The sequence below is a fragment of the Nitrospira sp. BLG_2 genome (assembly GCF_049222245.1).
Window position 1 is genome coordinate 1 of record NZ_JBLYIG010000213.1, and the last position, 3,162, is coordinate 3,162.

The 3,162-nt window shown below is 58.6% G+C and carries 2 protein-coding genes and 1 pseudogene; 1 reads left to right on the top strand and 2 read right to left on the bottom strand.

Going from position 1 to position 3,162, the window contains the following annotated elements:
- A pseudogene (locus ACOSYY_RS06035) lies at window positions 1-439 on the bottom strand (hypothetical protein); the annotation flags it as partial.
- A 328-nt stretch (window positions 440-767) separates the two neighbouring features.
- Here ACOSYY_RS06035 and ACOSYY_RS06040 point away from each other — a divergent pair.
- A complete protein-coding gene (locus ACOSYY_RS06040) occupies window positions 768-1,964 on the top strand; it encodes a hypothetical protein (protein WP_421661365.1) in 1,197 nt (398 codons plus the stop codon).
- A 90-nt stretch (window positions 1,965-2,054) separates the two neighbouring features.
- On the opposite strand, the gene ACOSYY_RS06045 is transcribed toward ACOSYY_RS06040, so the two are convergent.
- A partial coding sequence (locus ACOSYY_RS06045; protein WP_421661366.1) for a hypothetical protein occupies window positions 2,055-3,162 on the bottom strand: 1,108 nt, incomplete at its 5' end.

The window sequence follows — 3,162 nt, forward strand, 5'->3', positions numbered from 1 at the left end:
GATTACGATCAGCGCGATTCGTTCCGGGCAACAGGCCCCCCAACGACCCAGTGCTTTCCACGTCGTTAAATTCCCCGCCGAAGGTATAGCCGCCGAACCCTGCCACGTAGCTTTCGCTCGGGCGTACTTGTTTATGTTCGACTCTGGTTTCGATGACCTGAGAGCCCTGTACGCGCTCAGCCTGTCTCAACCGCTCGGCTTCCCTGGCCCGTTCGGCTTCTGTCATCGGAACGGCGGGACTTGGTGTCACGGTTGGCGGCGGAACCGGCTCTTCCAGCGCTGGTGGTGGCACCGGCTGTGAATGGGCGACCGGCACCGCCATGGGCAACAGGCTCCACGATGACATCAACACCGTTGCGCGGAAGATGTTCTGAAAAAGAGTCCAATGACTGGAATGTCGCTCGGCAATGATCGTCAAACTTTTTCGCTTCACCCTCATTTCGCCTCCTAATGTTTAGGATCAGTAAAGTTAGTCATGTCGCATAGCAGGTGAACGATCTGAACTGGGACAATCCCTAGAACGTACGTCACCACTTCCAGTGCTGGCGATTGCGCGAATGTCTAATGCAGAGCGCGATAGTTGAACGAGTTCGCGGATTGTTACGGCCATTTACATCAACATCGATTTGAACTATCCTCCTTACGGAATTGTTCGCCTGAATTTCGCCCGAGGGGAAAAGGCCTGACACAGGCACGAATCGTGTGGGCTGCCGGCTGGTGAAGAAACCCAATCGAAAACGGCCCAGGATCTTCCGGGGATTGAGATCGTGACCGGCATGAGCGAGCCTGGACAATCCGACGCTTCATCCTCGTCAGAATTTCCGATCTTCACCGGGGGCCCCCTGTACCGCCTGCAGCAGCGGATCCGTGTGATCAGACCGGGAGAACGCCGTCTAGGACTGGCCGCGCTCTATGCGCTGCTCGTGGCATGGGTTCCGATGATGCTGCTCTCGGCCGCGGAAGGACTGGCGATCGGACCCACGCGGCTCGAATCGTTTCTGATGGACTTCGAGGTCAACGTTCGATTCCTCGTCACCGTGCCGATCTTTCTCTTTGCCGAGGCAGCGTGCGGAGATCAGCTGCGGTCCATCGTGCGACAGTTTGAGCATGCGTGCCTGATCGCACACGAAGCGCGGGCGCGCTTCGCTCAAGTCCTTTCCGACACTGTGCGCCTGAGCCACTCAGGGCGGGCGGAAATGGCCGTGATCGGCCTCGCCTACGTCCACAGCCTGATCGCCTTTGTCTACGTCCTTTATTATCCGGAAACGACGTGGCGCTTGCCGTTGAGAGACGGGCGCCACGTCCTTTCCATGGCCGGAGGGTGGTACTTCCTCGTGGGGTTCCCGCTGTATTCATTCCTGCTCTTGAGATGGCTCTGGCGAATCACATTGTGGTGGCGGCTGTTGCGGCAGATTTCCCGGCTCGAGCTTCGGATTTCCCCGGCCCACCGTGACGGGGCCGGAGGGTTTGGATTTCTGAGCGAATCTCTATCGGCATTCACGCTGTTTGTGTTCGCAACGACGGCGCTCACCGCGGGGGGCATGGCCGACTTCATTGTCTATGAGGGGGACTCGATTGCGCAGCATCAATGGGAAATCGGTGGGCTCGTTGTCTTTCTGCTTCTATTGATTGCCGGTCCATTGCTGGCATTCATCCCTCGGCTGTACGAAGCGAAGGAGTCCGCGGTGTTCCAGTATGGCGCGCTGTCCAGCCGGCACATTCAACGGATCGATCGGAAGTGGCTCACCGGGCATTCGTTGGAAGAGGACCCGGGCGTCGATTTTCGCGCGGTGGCGCACATGGGAACCACGATGGTGGCGGTGCGGCAAATGTCCGTCATTCCTCTGTATAAAGACGACGTGTTGAAATTGCTGATTGTGGCCTTGGTTCCATTTCTCCCGTTGGTTGCCACACTGGTTCCAATGGATGAGGTGCTCAACCTTTTGCTGAAGCTGGTCTTGTAAGACGACACAAGGATTCATCTCCCTTCATGTGACTCTCCCTGTCGGTCTAGACCTTTCTTGGTTCGGCCACTCTCCTCTCGTTGCACCGCTTCACTCGGGATTGAGCGGCGCGAGTCGTCGTTCGGCTTCCCGTCTCTGCGGCTCACGGAAGAGATGCCGGCGTACCCGCGGTAACGATCGAGACAAAGCGTCCCTTGCGGAGGGCGCTGACGCAGCTCCTGTGATGGCAAAGCGGCCGGCAAGCAACCGTTCACTTGCCTTCTTGAATTCTTCATCCTGCGCCATCGTTACCGAATGTTCGACGAGCGCCGGCTTCCCGATTCCTCCGCAGCGGTCCAGCCATTGATAGAGCAGGCGTATGGTGTCCGCCTCATCACCGCGATCCGCCGCGTCGCGCAACCGCGCGAAGGCGGCTGCCTCGGACATTTCATACCGCCGGCGCCGTTCGATTCGATGGATGGATAATTCCTGCCACAAATTTCTGATTTTCCGGCGCAACAGCCAGCCGGCAATCATCCCCATGAGGATCGTGCCGGCGGCTTTTGCCCATACTTTCCGATTTATCCGGGATTCAACGGATTGCGTGTCTTGCTCCTCAGCGGGAATGCCGAATTCAGATCGAGCGCCGGGATGAGGCGCGGCGTCGAATGTCACAGGAGGCAGGCGACGCTCCCGCAGCTTTCTTCTGCTGAGATCCCACCATTGCACCACGATCTCCGGCAGTTCATAGTGCCCCGGCTTCTGGGCCACGTAGGTTGCGGAATCGACCCTGCGCCCGCCGATGAATCCTTGTCGGTCTTTCGAAATATTGTCCACCTGCGCCGCGTTGGGATACACGGTCAACCCTTCCACCGGCACGAATGCGATCGGCGGCAAGAACATCGCGTGCGTATCCTTCGCCGTGATCGTGACCGTTCTCGCGAATGCATCGCCGACCTTCAGTCCGTCCAGCGCGCGATCGAATCGTTGCGCCATCTCGAGATGACCGGTGGCCAGAAAAACGGCCGCCCCTTTGGCGCCTGCCGGAACACGGACCGAAAACGTCCTGGACGGTGACCAGACCGTGACCGGCTTCGGAGCCAATCCCGGATGCAGCAGGATCGGGAGGCGGGGAACCGTAAACTTTTTCGGTTCCATAGGCGTTATTCGGTAGGTGCGGGTCAATCCAAACCATGTCGTTCCATCGATCTGCTCCGTC